The following is a 13,976-nucleotide window of genomic DNA, read 5'->3' as shown; positions in this document are numbered from 1 at the left end:
TCCGAACTAGGGTCGAACGGTGAGGTCCTGGTCCGCTCCCGTCGTCCCCGAGCTCCCCGACCGTGGCGGGGAGGTGCGCCTGACCCCCACCGTGGGACTGCCGCCCGGCGGCTCGCCCGAGCCGCAGGACGAGTCCACCCGTCGCCTCTACGTCTGCGGCATCACGCCCTACGACGCCACGCACCTCGGCCACGCCGCCACCTACGTCGGTTACGACCTGCTCGTGCGGGCGTGGCTCGACGCGGGCGTCGAGGTGGCCTACGTGCAGAACGTCACCGACGTCGACGACCCGCTCCTCGAGCGCGCCACCGCCACGGGCGTCGACTGGCGCGCCCTCGCCGAGGAGCAGACCGACCTGTTCCGCTCGGACATGACGGCTCTGCGGGTGGTCCCGCCGAGCGCGTACGTCGGCGCGGTGGAGTCGATCGACCTCGTCGTCGAGGCCGTGAGCCGCATGCTCGCCTCGGGTGCCGCCTACCGCGTGCCCACGCCCGACGCCCTCGACGACGACGCGGCCGGCGACGTGTACGCCGACCTCTCGGCCGACCCGAGCTTCGGGACCGTCTCCGGCATGTCCCGTGCGGAGATGCTCGAGGTGTTCGGCGAGCGCGGCGGCGACCCGGAGCGCCCCGGCAAGCGCGACGCCCTCGACCCGCTGCTGTGGCGGGTGGCGCGGGAGGGCGAGCCCGCGTGGGACGGCGCGGGGCTCGGCCGCGGTCGCCCCGGCTGGCACATCGAGTGCGCGTGCATCGCGGCCGTCCACCTCGGTCTCCCGATCGACGTCCAGGGCGGCGGCAGCGACCTGCTGTTCCCCCACCACGAGATGTCCGAGTCGCACCTGCGCGTCCTCGCCGACCGCCCCGGCGCGGTGCGGCTGCACGCCCACGGCGGGATGGTGGCCTACGAGGGCACGAAGATGAGCAAGTCGCTCGGCAACCTCGTGCTCGTCTCGCGCCTGGTCGAGGCGGGGGAGGAGCCTGCGGCCGTCCGGCTCGCGCTGCTTGCCGGGCACTACTCCGCGGACCGCGAGTACTCCGACCAGGTGCTCGAGCGGGCGAAGGAGCGGCTCGCCACGTGGCGCGCCGCGATCGCTGCGGCTTCGGCCGACGGCGCGCGGGAGCGTGCCGTGCTCGACGGTGTCCGGGCGGCGCTCCGCGACGACCTCGACTCCCCGCGTGCGCTCGGCGTGGTCGACGACTGGGCCCAGGAGGTGCTGAGCGGCGCCGGGGAGGACGGGGCGCCGGGGACGCTGGTCAGGGACGTCGTCGACGCCCTGCTGGGGGTCGACCTCGGCGTGTGAGGGGGACCCCACCCGCGATGTGGCGTGCGGCGCTGGAATAAGTTGATGCTTCAACTAGTTTTGCCGGTATGACGATGACCCGCCCCGAGCTCGAGCTCCTGCCCGCCACGACGACCATGGGGACCGTGCGCCTGCGTGTGCGCGACCTCGACGCCGTCGTGCGCTTCTACGAGGACGGCGCCGGTCTCGTCCGCGTGGGCGAGGGGCCCGGCAGTGTCCAGCTCGGCCTGCCGGCAACGGAGGCGTCGCCCGCAGAGGTCCTCATGGAGATCACGCACGCCCCCGACCTGCCGATGCGCGCGAGCGGTACCGCCGGGCTCTTCCACACGGCGATCCTCTACACCTCGCCCGCGGACCTCTCGGCGGCCGTCCTGCGGCTCGCCCGCGCCGGCGCCCGCTTCACCGGGTCGTCCGACCACCTCGTCTCCGAGGCGTTCTACTTCGACGACCCGGAGGGCAACGGGGTCGAGCTCTACGTCGACCGCCCGCGCGACCAGTGGACCTGGACGAACGGTCAGGTGGAGATGGCGACGATCTTCCTCGACCCCAACCAGTACCTCGCCCGCCACCTCGACCGCGAGGAGGGCGTCCCCGTCGGCGCGACCGTCGGCCACGTCCACCTCCAGGTCGGCGACACCGGCACCGCCCGCCGCTTCTACGTCGACACCCTCGGGTTCGAGGCGACCTTCGAGTTCCCCGGGCAGGCCCTCTTCGTCTCCGCCGGCGGCTACCACCACCACATGGCGATGAACGTGTGGGGGAGCCGCGGCGCCGGGTTCCGCGCCCCCGCGCTCGGTCTCGGCCGCTCGATCCTCGAGCTCGGCGACCCCGAGGCCGTCGGTGCGGCGGCCGAGCGGCTGCGCGCGGCCGGTCACCAGGTCGACGACGACGGGGCAGCCCTCGAGGTCGACGACCCGTGGGGCAACCGCCTGCGCCTCGTGGGCTGACCCGAGGACGACCGACGCCCGGCCGGCTCTGCCACGTGCGGTGCCGGTCGGCGCAGCGCCGTCGTGCCCTGGAGCGCCCCGGTCACATGCCGGTCGGCGGCGTCGTGCCCGTGCCCTTGCCCGGGCTGCCGCCGTCGCGCCGGCGCAGGTAGCGCTCGAACTCCCGCGCGATCGCCTCGCCGCTCGCCTCGGGCAGCTCGGCGGTGTCCTTGGACTCCTCGAGCATCTCGACGTACTCCGCGACGTCGGAGTCCTCCTGCGCGAGCTCGTCGACCGCCCGCTGCCACGCGACGGCGTCCTCGGCCAGGTCGCGCAGGGGCAGCGAGATCCCGACGAGGGTGTCGAGGGCCATGAGCAGCGCGAGGGTGGCCTTCGGCGAGGGCGGCTGCGAGACGTAGTGCGGGACGGCCGCCCACATCCCGACCGAGCGCAGCCCGCGCGCCTGGCCGAGCGCGCCGAGCACGCCGACGATCCCCGTGGGCCCCTCGTAGTCCGGGGCGGACAGCCCGAGCGACTCCTGCAGCTCGCGGTCGTCCGTGGCCGACTGGACCGGGATCGGGCGGGTGTGCGGGACGTCGGCCAGCAGGGCGCCGACGGTGACGAGCGTGCGCACGCCCGCCGCGTCGAGGGCGTCGAGGATCTCGGCGCAGTACCGCGACCACCGCATCGACGGCTCGACCCCCTGGACGAGCACGAGCTGCTCCCCGGTCGTCGGGGAGGTGGCGAGCACCACCTCGGTGACGGGGAAGGTGAGGGCCCGGAAGCCGTCGGGGCCGCGCTCGATCCTCGGCCGGTTGACCTGGAGGTCGTGGAACTCCTCCGGGTCGAGGACCGTGAGGGTCTCGGTCTCCCACTCCGTGGCGATGACGGAGAGCGCGGACGTGGCCGCGGAGCCCGCGTCGTTCCAGCCGTCGAACGCCGCGAGGGCGATGAGGCCGTCGCCCGGCGGCAGTGCGTCGTCGGGCCGTGTCGTGTCGTCCTGCATACGGCCCAGGGTAGGTCTCCCGCGCGGGAGCGCCGGGTAGGGTCGGTCCGTGACGATCCCCGATCTTCCCGAGGCCGTCCTGTGGGACATGGACGGCACCATCATCGACTCCGAGCCCGTGTGGTTCGTCCATCAGAAGGCGCTCATCGAGGAGCTAGGCGGGCGGTGGAGCGACGAACGGTCGCAGGAGCTCCTCGGGCTCAACCTCGAGGACGCCGCGCGGGTGATGATCGACGAGGGCGGGATCGACGCCGAGCCGGCCACGTTCCTCGACGAGCTCGTCGGGCGCGTGGTCGCGCACGTGCGTGCCGAGGGCGTCGACCGGCGCCCCGGCGCGTTCGAGCTCATCGCGCAGCTGCGCGAGGCGCGCGTGCCGCAGGCGCTCGTCACCGCCTCCTACGCGCCGTTCGCCGAGACCGTCGCGGAGCTCGCGGGCGGCTTCGACGTCGTCGTGCCCGGTGACCGGGTCGAGCGCGGCAAGCCGGACCCGGAGGGCTACCTCCTCGCCGCGCGACTGCTGGGCGCGGACATCGAGCGCTGCGTCGCGATCGAGGACTCGCCGAACGGGCTGCGGGCCGCGCGCGCGTCGGGCGCCCGCTGCCTCGGGGTCCCGCACATGTCGACGATCCCCCACGCCGCCGGGCTCTCGCGCGTCGCCAGCCTCGCGGACGTCGACCTCGAGACGATCCGGGACATCGGGCTCGGCCGGGCGGTCGACCTGCTCGCCGCCTGACGCGCCGGCACCTCCGCCGGGGCCGGCAGGACCGCGAGGTCCGCTCCCGCGGCAGGACCGTGAGGTCCGCACCCGCGGCAGGACCGTGAGGTCCGCACCCGCGGGAGGACGTGTGAGATCTGCGCCCTCGGGAGGACGTGCGAGGTCCGTGCCCGCGGGCACTCAGGCGCGGCGGACGGTCAGCAGCCGCTCGATCCCGGTGGCCGGGAGCTCGGGCGGCTCGCCCCCGAACTGCGGGCACCGGTCCTGGAACGAGCACCACGGGCACAGCTTGGACGGGCGGGGCGGGAACACGCCGCTGACGGCGGCCTCCTCGATCCGCCCCCAGATCTGCTCGATCCGCTCCTCGGCGGCGAGCAGGTCCCGCTCCTCGGGGTCCACGGTCAGCGTGCGGCCGTCGGCGAGGTAGACGATCTGCAGGCGGCTCGGCGCCACGCCGGTCGAGCGCCACAGCACGAGCCCGTAGAACATCAGCTGGAACGTGGCCTCGCCCGCGAACCGCGCCGACGGCGACTTGCCCGTCTTGTAGTCCACCACCCGGGTCGCGCCCGCCGGGGAGCGGTCGAGCCGGTCGACGATGCCGCGCAGCAGCACCCCGGAGCCGAGCTCGGCCTCGACGTGCATCTCGCGGCCCGCCGGTTCGAGGCGGCGCGGGTTCTCCATCCGGAAGTACTGGGAGACGAGCGCGCGGACCTGGTCCATCCACGCGTCGGCGTCCTCCGGCGATGTGAACAGCGAGTCGAGCCGCGAGTCCGCCGTGCGGATGTCCTGCCACGCCGGGTCGACGAGCGAGAGCGCCACCGGCTCGGTGCGCTCGGGCGCCGGCTGGTCGTAGAGGCGCTCGAGGACCGAGTGGACGACCGTGCCGCGGGTCGCGGCCGGCGAGGGCGGCTCGGGCAGGCGGTCGACGACGCGCAGGCGGAACATGAGCGGGCACTGCTCGAAGTCCTTGGCCCGCGACGGGGACAGCGCGGCCCGGGTGGGGGTGCGGCGGGGGGCCGGGGAGGTGGGCATGTCCGCAGGCTAACGACCGGGGCCGACACCGCCGTGGACCGGGCGACGCGCCTGTGGAGAAGGTGTGGTGGGCTGGTGCTGTGGACCCCGAGCCCCGCCGCACGCCCGGCCTCGTCGTCGCCCGGGTCGCGGGCGCCCCGGTCGTCCTCACGTGGAGCTGGCTCGGGCTCGTCGCCGTCGTCGCGCTCGTCTACGGACGGATCCTCGCCCGCCCCGAGCAGTCCGGGCTCGTCATGGGGCTGCTCGCCGCCCTCGCCGTCACGATCGCGGTCCTCGTCCACGAGCTCGGGCACGGGCTGACCGGCGCGGCGGTGGGGATGCGGCCGCGCGAGTTCGTCCTCACCTTCGTCGGCGGCCACACGTCCTTCGACGGGACCGGGCGTGGGCCGTGGGCGTCCGCGGCCGTCACCGCCGCCGGTCCGGCCGGGAACCTGCTCCTCGCCGGCGTGGGGTACCTCCTCGCGCCGCTGGCCGAGGGGAGCTCGCCGTGGGAGGCCGCCCTCGACGTCGGCGTCGTGATGAACGTGGTCCTCGCCGTGTTCAACCTCGTCCCGGCCCTCCCGCTCGACGGCGGCCGGCTCTGGCTCGAGGTCGGCGAGGGGCTGACCGGGCGGCCGCTCGCCGGCCTGCGGGCGCTCGGCGTGCTCGGCTGCCTGCTGGCCGTCGCGGTCGTCGGTGTCGCGGTGCTGATGTTCGCCCGGTTCGGCGGCTGGGCGGGGCTCGTCGTCGTCGCGGCCGCCGCCTCGGCCGGGGCCACCCTGTGGTCGGGCGGGGCGCGGGCGGTGCGGGACGCCGGCCGGCTGAGGCGCGAGCGCAGGGACGCCGGCGAGCACGACCTCGCCCACGAGCACGACGACCCCCACGGTGACACCACCGGCCACGACCTCCCCCCGGGGGACCGCACGTAGACTGCCCCGCCGTGACCACCGAGCCCGAGACCACGCCCGAGAGCGCCGACCGGCCCGCCGGACCGGGGCACCGCCGCGGCCCGTTCCGGGCGGGGGAGCGGGTCCAGCTCACCGACGTCAAGGGTCGCCACCACACCGTGCACCTCACGCACGACGGCTACTTCCAGTCCCAGCGCGGCTCCTTCCACCACCGCGACCTCATCGGCCGCGACGAGGGCACCGTCCTCGCCACCCCCACCGGCCACGACCTGCTCGCGCTGCGGCCCCTGCTGTCCGACTACGTCATGTCGATGCCGCGCGGCGCCGCCGTGGTCTACCCCAAGGACGCCGGGCAGATCGTCCAGATGGGCGACATCTACCCGGGCGCCCGCGTGGTCGAGGCCGGCGTGGGCTCGGGCGCGCTCAGCATGTCGCTGCTGTCCGCGATCGGCGAGACCGGCACCCTCCACTCGGTCGAGCGGCGCCCGGAGTTCGCCGAGATCGCCGAGGCCAACGTCGACTCCTGGTTCGGGGGCCGCCACCCCGCCTGGACCGTGACCGTCGGCGACCTCGCGGACGTGCTGCTCGACGCCGAGCCCGGCAGCGTCGACCGGATCGTCCTCGACATGCTCGCCCCCTGGGAGAACATCGGTCCGGCCGCCCACGCGCTCGCGCCCGGCGGCCTGCTCATCGCCTACGTCGCGACCACCACCCAGCTCAGCCGGGTGGTCGAGGACCTTCGGGGCAGCGGCCGCTTCACCGAGCCGCGGCCGTGGGAGGCGATGGTGCGCGGATGGCACGTCGAGGGGCTCTCCGTGCGCCCCGACCACCGCATGGTCGCCCACACCGGCTTCCTCGTCACCGCCCGCGCGCTCGCCGACGGGTCCGCCCCGCCGCAGCGCACGCGTCGCCCGGCGAAGGGGGCCGGGCCGCTCGGCGCCGGCGCGCACGGCCACGCGGCCGACCTTGCCTCGGGGGCCGGTCCCCGCCCGGCCTCCGACGACGAGACCCGCGACACCACGCCCGACGACGCCGCACCCCCGGCCGTCGACCCGCCCCGCACGTCGACCCATGCCCGGACCTCCCGCCACGCCCCGCCCGTGGGCGTGGACTCCGGGGCGCCCGAGGGCGACGCCAAGGGCTGGGCCGCCGCGCTGTCCGCGGGCGAGCGCACGATCTCGGTGAAGAAGCTCCGGCGGGTCGGCAGGGACGTCCGGCGTCGTGCCGAGATCGAGGAGTCCGGCTACGCGTCCCGTCCCGCCGCACCCGAGGAGAACACGACGGCCGGGACCGGCGCCGACGACGCTGCAACCCACGCCCCGGACGAGGGTGCGACGACCGAGGAGTGACCTGCACCCTGGCGACCTGGGCCGTTCGGCATACGCTGGATGTCTGCCACGTGACGGGAGCGGAATGACGCAGGAGATGTACTCAGAGGCGCGGGCGCGCGAGCTCGAGCAGCAGGCGATCTCGCTCGCCGGCAAGAACGAGCGGCTCTCGGAGTCCCTCGGCAAGGCGCGCCAGCGCCTCATCGAGCTCCAGGAGCAGGTGGACTCGCTCACGGCGCCGCCGAGCACCTACGGCACGGTCGTCGAGGTCCAGCCGGTCGACCGGTTGGCCGACGTGCTCGTGGGCGGCCGCCTCATGCGGCTCACCGTGTCCACGGTCGTGCCCGTCGGGGCGCTCCTGCCGGGCCAGCGCGTCGTCCTCAACGACCAGCTCGCGATCGTCGCCGCCGCCGGCTACGAGCCCAACGGCGACGTCCTGTCGGTCAAGGAGGTCCTCCCGGAGCACCGGGTCCTCGTCGTCGGACGGGGGGAGGACGAGCGCGTCCTGTCCGTCGGCGGCGTGCTGCGCGAGACGCGGCTGCGCCCCGGGGACCTCGTCCGCGCCGACCTGCGCACCGGTTTCGTCCTCGAGCTCGTCCCGCGCGCCGAGGTCGAGGACCTGCTCCTCGAGGAGGACCCGGACACCGAGTACGCGGACATCGGCGGGCTCGGCCCGCAGATCGAGCGCATCCGCGAGGCCGTCGAGATGCCGTTCAACCACCCCGAGCTCTACGCCGAGCACGGGCTGCGCGCCCCGCGCGGCGTGCTGCTCTACGGCCCGCCCGGGAACGGCAAGACCCTCGTCGCCCGCGCCGTGGCCACCTCGCTCGCGCGGTCCGCGGCCGAGGACTCCGGCGCCGGCCGCGCCCACTCCTACTTCCTGTCCGTCAAGGGGCCGGAGCTGCTCACCCGCTACGTGGGCGAGACCGAGCGGCAGATCCGTGTGATCTTCTCGCGCGCCCGGGAGAAGGCCCGCACCGGCGTGCCGGTCATCGTCTTCTTCGACGAGATGGAGGCCCTGTTCCGCACGCGCGGCTCGGGCGTCTCGTCCGACGTCGAGACGACGATCGTGCCCCAGCTGCTCGCCGAGATCGACGGCGTCGAGGCCCTCGGCAACGTCATCATCATCGGCGCCTCCAACCGCGAGGACATGATCGACCCGGCGATCCTGCGCCCGGGCCGCCTCGACGTGAAGATCCGCATCGGTCGCCCCGACGCGGCCGGCGCCCGCGAGATCGTCTCGAAGCACCTGACCCCGGACCTGCCGATCCACGACGACGAGCTCGCCGCGCACGGCACGCCCGAGGCCGCGGTCGAGGCGATGGGGTCCGCGATGGTCGACGCGATGTACCTGCGGGACGAGTCCACCGCGGTGATGGAGCTGACCTACGCCTCCGGGGGCACGCGCGTCCTGCACGTCGGCGACCTCACCTCGGGCGCCATGCTCGCCTCGGTGGTCGACCGGGCGAAGAAGCACGCGATCCAGGACCTCGTGGCCGGTCGCGGCCGCGGGCTGCGCACCGAGCACCTGCTCGCCGGCCTGCGCACCGAGATCGGCGAGAACGAGGCCCTGCGCACGGCCATCAAGCCCGCCGACTGGGCGCGCGTGTCCGGCGCCGACTCCGAGCCCGTCACCGCGATCCGCCAGCTCCCGGGGCGGCGCAGGGGCGCCGCCGCGGAGGGCGGCGGTGCCGTGGAGGGCGGTGCTCCCGTCGTCGTCGGCCCGGACGGAGCCACGAGCCAGGGCCCGACGACGAACGGCCCCGCGCCGACCGTCGCCCGTCCGGAGTACCCGGATGCGGCCGAGGCCACGGCGCGGCGGGGGAGCGGACGCCCGATCGACGACGTGCCCACCACCGGCGGCTACCTGTGAGCGCGTCATGACCGTCCGCCGCGTCATCGGCACCGAGACCGAGTTCGGCGTCCTCGACCACACCGACCTCGGCGCGAACGCCGTCGCCCTGTCCACCCGCGTGGTCCTCGCCTACCGCGGCGCGGACGGCACGGCGGCCCACCCGAGCGCCCGGTGGGACTACGTCACCGAGGACCCGCTCAACGACCTGCGCGGGCACCGGATGCGCCGCGCGTCGGCCCACCCCTCGCTGCTGACGGACGACCCGGACCGGCCCGCGCCGGCCGGCCCGGCCCAGCAGGTCGAGCGGCCGAGCGCCGAGGAGCTCGACCTCCCGGTCGCGAGCAACGCCCTGCTGACGAACGGCGCCCGCCTCTACGTCGACCACGCCCACCCCGAGTACTCCGGCCCCGAGACCGTGGGCCCGCTCGAGGCGCTCGTCCACGACCGCGCCGGCGAGCGCGTGGCGGTGCGCGCGATGCACGCCGACGGCCGCGAGGGCCTCACGCTGTACAAGAACAACGTCGACGGCAAGGGCGCCAGCTACGGCACCCACGAGAACTACCTGCTCGCCCGCGACGTCGACCTCGGCGACCTCGTCCGGTACCTCACGCCGCTGCTCGTCACCCGCCAGGTCGTGGCCGGCGCGGGCCGGGTCGGCCTCGGGCAGCGCAGCGAGCGGCCCGGCTTCCAGATCGCCCAGCGCTCGGACTACGTCGAGAACGACGTCGGGCTCGAGACGACGTTCAACCGCCCGATCGTCAACACGCGCGACGAGCCGCACGCCGACGCCGGCCGGTACCGGCGCCTGCACGTCATCGGCGGCGACGCCAACCTCTTCGACGTCCCGTTCGTGCTGCGCACGGGCACCGTCGCCCTGCTTCTGTGGCTCCTCGAGCGCGGCTCCGTGCCGATCGGCCTCGACACCCTGACGATCGCCGCCCCGGTCCCCGAGGTCCAGCGGATCAGCCACGACCCGACGCTGCGCCATAGGATCGCCATGCGCGAGGGACCCGACCGCACGGCGCTCGACATCCAGCGGATCTACCGCGACATCCTCGCGGGCGCGGTCGACGAGTGCGGGGGTCCCGACGCCGAGACGACCCAGGTCCTCGAGCTGTGGTCGCGAGTGCTCGACCGGCTGGCCACGGACATCGACTCCGCGGCGCCCGACGTCGAGTGGGTGGCCAAGCGCCAGCTCCTCGAGCGGATGCGGGAGCGCGACCAGCTCCGCTGGGAGGACCCGCGCCTGGCCGCGCTCGACCTCCAGTGGCACGACCTGCGCCCCGACCGCTCGATCGTCGCCCGCCTCGACGCGGCCGGCCGCGTCACGCGGCTCGCCGACCCCGAGGACGTGCGGCGCGCCGAGCACGCCCCGCCGGAGGACACGCGCGCCTACCTGCGCGGCGAGGTCCTGCGCCGGTACCCGGACCAGGTCACCGGCATCGGCTGGGCGAGCATCGTCCTCGACCTGCCCGGCCGCGAGCGGCTCGCCCGCATCACGCTGCCCGAGCCCGCCCGGGGGACCCGCGGCCTCGTCGGCGACCTCCTCGACGCCAGCCCGGACGCCGGGGTGCTCCTCGGCCGCCTCACCGGCGGCTGACCGCCCCGACGCCCCACCCGCGAGACACACGACCACCCCGGCCGCCGCGCCCGACGCCCGGGGACGACAGGAAGGAACTCGACATGTCGGAGCAGGACCAGACCCGCCCGCGCCGCCCGGAGCCCGCGGGCGACGACGGCCCCGCGCCCGCGCCGGCCCAGCGCGCCGAGCAGGTCGCCCGCGTCGACGACATCCTCGACGAGATCGACTCCGTCCTCGAGACGAACGCGGAGGCCTTCGTCCAGGGATTCGTCCAGAAGGGCGGGCAGTGACGCCCGGCGGGACCCCGCCCGCCGACCACCCGCTGCGGCGCCTGTTCGGGGTCGAGACCGAGTACGGCCTGGCCTTCTCCCCGGAGGACCCGGCACACGTCCTCGGCCCGGACGACACGGCCCGGCACCTGTTCCGGCCGGTCGTCGAGCGGGGACGTTCGACCAACGTCTTCCTCCGCAACGGCGCGCGGCTCTACCTCGACGTCGGCTCGCACCCGGAGTACGCGACCGCCGAGTGCGACGACGTCACGGACGTCGTCGTCAACGACCGCGCCGGCGAGGCCATGCTCGCGTCGCTGGCCGAGCGGGCCGAGGGGGCGCTGGCCGCCGCCGGCACGCCCGGGACGCTGCACCTGATGAAGAACAACCTCGACTCCCAGGGCGCGTCCTACGGCTGCCACGAGAACTACCTCGTGCGGCGCCGGCGCGACTACCGCGCCACGGCCGAGTCGCTCGTCACCTTCTTCGTCACGCGCCAGGTGCTCACGGGCGCCGGCCACCTGCGCCGACGCCCCGACGGGAGCGTGCGCTGGGCGTTCTCCCAGCGCGCGGACCAGACCTGGGACGCCGTGTCGGCGGCGACGACCCGGTCCCGACCCATCATCAACACGCGCGACGAGCCGCACGGCGACGCCGAGCTCTACCGCCGCATGCACGTCATCGTCGGCGACTCCAACGTGGCGCCCACGACCACGCTGCTCAAGGTCGGCTCCGCCGAGCTGCTCATCGCCTGTGTCGAGGACGGCCTGCGGCTCGACGACCTCGAGCTCGCCGAGCCCATGCGGGCGATCCGGGAGATCAGCCACGACATCGATGCGCGCGTGGAGGTCGAGCTCGCCACCGGGCGGCGGCGCACCGCCGTCGACCTGCAGTCCGAGATGCTGACCCGGGTTCGCGACCACGTCGACCGCCGTGGCTGGGCGCCCCTGCTGTCGGAGGGTCGGCTCCGCGCGCTCGACCTGTGGGAGCGCGGCATCGCCGCCCTGAGGGCCGGCGACCTCACGCCGGTCGCGACCGAGCTCGACGTCGCCGCGAAGCGCGCGCTCATCGACCGGTACTGCGCGCGCAACCGGGTCGCGCTCGACGACCCGCGGGTCGCGCGCCTCTCGCTCGCGTACCACGACATCACCGCCCATGGCCTGGGCCAGCGGCTGCTCGCGGGCGGGCTGCTCGCCGCCGTGGGCACGGACGAGGACGTCGAGACAGCGAAGGAGGTCCCGCCGTCGACGACCCGGGCCGCGCTGCGCGGCCGGTTCGTCGGCGCAGCCGAGGACGCCCGCCGCGACATCGCGGTGGACTGGGTCCACCTCAAGCTCGTCGACGGCGCCGCCCGGTCGGTCGCGCTCAAGGACCCGTTCGCCGCCGTCGACGACCGGGTGGACGCGCTGCTCGCGGAGCTCGCGTGAGCCGAGCCGCGAGGGGACCGGTGGCCCGACGGGCCGCCGTCCTCGCGTGCGCCGCGGCGCTCGGGCTCGCCGCCTGCGGGCCGGACGAGGGCGGCGGCGCCCGCGAGGCGACGTCGGACTCGATGTCCGAGGCCGCGGCGACCGGGGTCGAGGGTGTCTCGGTGGCCGGTGCGCCGGGCCACCCCGTCGTCGTCATCGACACCCCGCTCGCCGTGGGCGACCCGGTGGCGTCCGTCGTCGACCCGGGCGACGGCCGCGCGCTGACCGCCGGCGGACCGGCGCTGCTCAGCGTCGCCGCGTGGGACGGGACGACCGGCCAGAGCTCCTCGCGCGAGGAGGTCGTCGCGCCGCGGCTCGCCACCGTGTCCGAGGCAGACGTCGGCGCGACGCTCGCCGAGATCCTGCCCGGCGTGCGGGAGGGCGGCAGGGTCGTCGTCGCCGAGCCCGTCGACGTCGAGGGGGCGCTGACGATGCAGGTCGTCGTCGTCGACGTCCTTCCGACCGTGGCCGGCGGGTCGCCGTCCGAGAGCGCGTCGGGGGAGACAGGGTCGCAGGGTGCCGGGGCGGAGTCCCCGACCGGGGGCGAGTCGCCGTCCGGTGGTGGTGAGTCCCCGACGGACGGGAGCGGGTCGCCGACCGACGGCGGGGGCGCGCCCGGTCCGACGGTCGGCACCACCGCCGACGGCGCCCCGGTCGTCGGGATCCCCCCGGGCGACCCGCCCGCCGACCTGCAGAGCCGGGTCGTGGTCGAGGGCGACGGCACGACCGTGCGGCCGGGGCAGGACCTCGTGCTGCAGACGCTGACGATGGACTGGGAGACCGGCGAGGTGCTCTCGTCGAGCTGGGCCGACGGGTCGCCGTCGACCGCGGTGGTCGAGGACCTCGGCGAGGGGGTCCGGCTCGCGCTGCTCGACCGGCGCGTGGGCTCGCGCATCCTCGCCGTCGTGCCGCCGGGTCTCGGCGACGGGGAGCACACGCTCGTCGTCGTCGTCGACGTGCTGGCCGCCTCGGGCGGGGACGACGTCGTCCGCCAGGACTGAGTCTCTCCGCGGTGAGGTCGGCGTCCGCGGTGGGCTCGGTGCCCTCGACCGGGCCGGGGGGATGGAGCCCGGCCGAGGGCACGAGCCGGTCAGTCGGTCGTGAACGTCGTGGTGACGGTGCAGACCATCTGCTCGGTGGGGACGAGTGCGGCCAGCGGGCACTCGATCGCGGCGCCGCCGGAGTCCGTGAGCGCGATGTCGGTGACCTCGACGTCGCCCGAGTTCGTCACGAGGTAGCTCCAGCTCACCTCGGCCCCGGCGGCGACGAGCTCGGGGAGCGGGTCGTGGACCTCGATCGTCAGCTCGGGAGTGCCCGGGTCCTCGGCCGGTGCGTCGTCGACCGGGGTGTCGATCGGTGCGGGTGCGGGTGCGGTGGCCGGTGCCGGTGCCGGATCCGGTTCGGGACGCGGCTCCGGAACCGGTGCGGGTGGAGCGGCACCGGCGCCGGAACCCCCGGGAACGGGCGCCGGCGCCGGATCGGGGGCGACGACCGAGCCGTCGCCGGGGGAGTCGCCGGTGTCGGCGACGGCGGGCGGGGCCACGCCCCACGCGAGCAGGGCGGCCGCGGCGAGGAACCCGCCGGCGGTCAGCGTGCGTGCGGAGCGCATG

The 13,976-nt window shown here is 75.4% G+C and carries 12 protein-coding genes and 1 pseudogene; 10 read left to right on the top strand and 3 right to left on the bottom strand.

Annotated elements, in window-relative coordinates:
- Positions 1 to 19: 19 nt before the first annotated feature.
- A complete protein-coding gene (gene mshC, locus AC24FB_RS00735; protein ID WP_425714229.1) occupies positions 20 to 1,300 on the top strand; it encodes a cysteine--1-D-myo-inosityl 2-amino-2-deoxy-alpha-D-glucopyranoside ligase in 1,281 nt (426 codons plus the stop codon).
- 74 nt (positions 1,301 to 1,374) lie between these two features.
- Entirely contained in the window at positions 1,375 to 2,247 is an 873-nt protein-coding gene (locus AC24FB_RS00730) for a VOC family protein (protein ID WP_425714240.1), read from the top strand.
- 82 nt (positions 2,248 to 2,329) lie between these two features.
- Here the strand turns inward: AC24FB_RS00730 and AC24FB_RS00725 are convergent, their stop codons facing one another.
- Positions 2,330 to 3,232 carry a PAC2 family protein gene (locus AC24FB_RS00725; protein WP_425714228.1) on the bottom strand — a complete coding sequence of 301 codons (903 nt, stop codon included), beginning with the start codon at positions 3,230 to 3,232 and terminating at the stop codon, positions 2,330 to 2,332.
- 49 nt (positions 3,233 to 3,281) lie between these two features.
- On the opposite strand from AC24FB_RS00725, the gene AC24FB_RS00720 reads away from it, so the two are divergent.
- Positions 3,282 to 3,965: an HAD family hydrolase gene (locus AC24FB_RS00720; RefSeq protein WP_425714227.1), complete on the top strand. Its 684-nt coding sequence runs from the start codon at positions 3,282 to 3,284 to the stop codon at positions 3,963 to 3,965.
- Positions 3,966 to 4,127: 162 nt separating this feature from the next.
- On the opposite strand, the gene AC24FB_RS00715 is transcribed toward AC24FB_RS00720, so the two are convergent.
- Complete coding sequence (locus AC24FB_RS00715) at positions 4,128 to 4,979, bottom strand: RecB family exonuclease (protein ID WP_425714226.1); 852 nt, start codon at positions 4,977 to 4,979, stop codon at positions 4,128 to 4,130.
- 80 nt (positions 4,980 to 5,059) lie between these two features.
- Here AC24FB_RS00715 and AC24FB_RS00710 point away from each other — a divergent pair, with 80 nt between their 5' ends.
- From AC24FB_RS00710 to AC24FB_RS00680, 7 genes and pseudogenes are all read left to right on the top strand, one after another.
- Positions 5,060 to 5,887 carry a site-2 protease family protein gene (locus AC24FB_RS00710; RefSeq protein WP_425714225.1) on the top strand — a complete coding sequence of 276 codons (828 nt, stop codon included), beginning with the start codon at positions 5,060 to 5,062 and terminating at the stop codon, positions 5,885 to 5,887.
- Positions 5,888 to 5,898: 11 nt separating this feature from the next.
- Positions 5,899 to 6,792: pseudogene (locus AC24FB_RS00705) on the top strand (tRNA (adenine-N1)-methyltransferase); the annotation flags it as partial.
- 487 nt (positions 6,793 to 7,279) lie between these two features.
- Positions 7,280 to 9,067, top strand: coding sequence for a proteasome ATPase (gene arc, locus AC24FB_RS00700; RefSeq protein WP_425714223.1), 1,788 nt, complete (start codon positions 7,280 to 7,282; stop codon positions 9,065 to 9,067).
- A gap of 7 nt (positions 9,068 to 9,074) precedes the next feature.
- A complete protein-coding gene (gene dop / locus AC24FB_RS00695) occupies positions 9,075 to 10,649 on the top strand; it encodes a depupylase/deamidase Dop (protein ID WP_425714222.1) in 1,575 nt (524 codons plus the stop codon).
- A gap of 83 nt (positions 10,650 to 10,732) precedes the next feature.
- On the top strand, positions 10,733 to 10,921 hold the full coding sequence (locus tag AC24FB_RS00690) for a ubiquitin-like protein Pup (protein WP_425714221.1): 189 nt from the start codon (positions 10,733 to 10,735) through the stop codon (positions 10,919 to 10,921).
- Positions 10,918 to 12,327 carry a Pup--protein ligase gene (gene pafA, locus AC24FB_RS00685; protein ID WP_425714220.1) on the top strand — a complete coding sequence of 470 codons (1,410 nt, stop codon included), beginning with the start codon at positions 10,918 to 10,920 and terminating at the stop codon, positions 12,325 to 12,327. Before AC24FB_RS00690 ends, pafA begins: the two co-directional genes overlap by 4 nt.
- Positions 12,324 to 13,367 (top strand): FKBP-type peptidyl-prolyl cis-trans isomerase, encoded by a 1,044-nt coding sequence (locus AC24FB_RS00680; RefSeq protein ID WP_425714219.1) that lies wholly within the window; start codon positions 12,324 to 12,326, stop codon positions 13,365 to 13,367. The genes pafA and AC24FB_RS00680 overlap by 4 nt, the downstream gene beginning before the upstream one ends.
- 89 nt (positions 13,368 to 13,456) lie before the next feature.
- Here the strand turns inward: AC24FB_RS00680 and AC24FB_RS00675 are convergent, their stop codons facing one another.
- Positions 13,457 to 13,975 carry a DUF7507 domain-containing protein gene (locus AC24FB_RS00675; protein WP_425714218.1) on the bottom strand — a complete coding sequence of 173 codons (519 nt, stop codon included), beginning with the start codon at positions 13,973 to 13,975 and terminating at the stop codon, positions 13,457 to 13,459.
- Position 13,976: the final 1 nt, after the last annotated feature.

The organism is Georgenia sp. Z1344 (genome assembly GCF_057652375.1).
This window is presented reverse-complemented; position numbering and strand designations above follow the sequence as displayed.

Coding starts and splice junctions, on each gene's coding strand:
- AC24FB_RS00715 (WP_425714226.1), bottom strand. CDS start 4,979: ATGCCCACCTCCCCGGCCCCCCGCCGCACCCCCACCCGGGCCGCGCTG.
- AC24FB_RS00675 (WP_425714218.1), bottom strand. CDS start 13,975: ATGCGCTCCGCACGCACGCTGACCGCCGGCGGGTTCCTCGCCGCGGCC.
- dop (WP_425714222.1), top strand. CDS start 9,075: ATGACCGTCCGCCGCGTCATCGGCACCGAGACCGAGTTCGGCGTCCTC.
- AC24FB_RS00690 (WP_425714221.1), top strand. CDS start 10,733: ATGTCGGAGCAGGACCAGACCCGCCCGCGCCGCCCGGAGCCCGCGGGC.
- AC24FB_RS00730 (WP_425714240.1), top strand. CDS start 1,375: ATGACCCGCCCCGAGCTCGAGCTCCTGCCCGCCACGACGACCATGGGG.
- AC24FB_RS00725 (WP_425714228.1), bottom strand. CDS start 3,232: ATGCAGGACGACACGACACGGCCCGACGACGCACTGCCGCCGGGCGAC.
- arc (WP_425714223.1), top strand. CDS start 7,280: ATGACGCAGGAGATGTACTCAGAGGCGCGGGCGCGCGAGCTCGAGCAG.